We start from the raw sequence: 1,618 nt of genomic DNA, 5'->3' as shown, positions 1-1,618 counted from the left end.
ATGGGCTTTCGAAATTCAGGCTTAATAATAATTAGTTAGCTTTTTACATACATATGATTTAGTCCTAATGGCTGAGGTGTTATTATGGCTGCAATTGATGTCCGCATAGATAAATGGAAGAAGCGTCTTCTTGATTTGGGCAAGAAAAACAGACTCATCAACTATCGAGAAACCAAACGTTCCAACATCAAGATAGTAGCCCCTGATCTCGCTGAATTGTTTAGACTGCTCGTCGTTAATGAAACAACTTTAGAATTCCCATTTGAAGATTTTGATGACGATGAAGACGAAGTTAGTGAACCATATACTTCAACTGGCGATTTACAAACCAATCAAACCATCAAAGAGCAACAGAAAACATTAAGAAATCTTAGAAACAAAGCAAAGACAGCACTTGAAGAGCAAGGTGTCAACATCCTATATCTTTCATTTGGTTTCTTGAGGTGGAAGGAGAACCAAGACTCTGATCAGATCATCACCTCCCCCATCGTACTTGTTCCGGTATCACTTACACTAGAGTCCATTACCTCGCCCTTCGTCCTACGTCTACATGAAGACGAGGTCGTGGTTAACCCAACATTAAAATATAAAATGGAACATGAATTCGGAATTACATTACCTGAATTCGATGCACACGAAGATAGCATTACCGAGTATCTCAACAACCTCAATAAATCTGTTAATAAAAACAAATGGGAAGTTGCTTTTGAGACTGGATTAAGCCTGCTCTCTTTTTTGAAAATAAATATGTACGAAGACCTGGATAAGAACCAGGATAAGATAAAGGCACACCCGGTACTTCTCGGATTGGCTGGAGACAGAAGCCAAATCAAAACACTGCCTGCAGAATTCAATCAGTATGATCACGACAGGAAGACTCGGGCTATTGATACATTTCAAGTCGTTGATGCAGATTCTAGCCAGCAAGACGCCATTCTTTACTCCAAGAAAGGTGTCAGTTTTGTGCTGCAAGGGCCCCCTGGTACTGGAAAAAGCCAGACCATTACAAACATAATCGCTGAGAGTCTTGCTGAGGGAAAACGAGTGCTATTCGTTTCGGAGAAGATGGCAGCACTTGAGGTTGTACACAAACGATTGACGCAAGCAGGCTTATCTGATTTTTGCCTCACCCTACATAGCCATAGAGCTAATAAGAAGGAAGTCCTAAACGATCTTGGAAATACATTGGCTCTTAGTAGATTTAAAGTTCATGATGAGGCAGTCTCCCAACTAGAATTACTTGAAAAGCAAAGGGAAAAATTGAACCGTTATATTACTGAACTTCACACTCCCATCCAGCCTCTCAATCTAACACTATACAGTGTTAATGGGAAATTAGCTAAGTTATACGAAACTCCAGATGTCATTTTCTCCATTGACAATGTGGGCGAAACGACACCGGAGAAGTTGAATAGATATATTTACCTTTTGAATGAACTCTCCAAAACCATCGGAAAAATGACGGAGGACTACGCACTCAACCCATGGAGAAACTGCATAGTCCCCAATGTTTCGCACGAACTTCGGCATGACATTGAAACAAACTTAAGGAAGTTGGCCCCCGCTTTCCACGTACTTGTAGAGAATTTTAATAAAGTTAATAACTCAACTTTCGCAG

General features: G+C 40.4%; 1 protein-coding gene. It reads left to right on the top strand.

What is annotated here, in order from left to right; translation table 11 throughout:
• Positions 1–84: 84 nt before the first annotated feature.
• On the top strand, positions 85–1,618 hold a 1,534-nt coding region (locus ABEV74_RS22350), incomplete at its 3' end, for a DUF4011 domain-containing protein (protein ID WP_430149759.1).

The sequence above is a fragment of the Paenibacillus cisolokensis genome, assembly GCF_050481165.1.
Classification (GTDB): Bacteria; Bacillota; Bacilli; order Paenibacillales; family Paenibacillaceae; genus Paenibacillus_AH; species Paenibacillus_AH cisolokensis.
The sequence above is the reverse complement of the archived record's forward strand: the minus strand, read 5'-3'. Positions and strand labels throughout refer to the sequence as shown.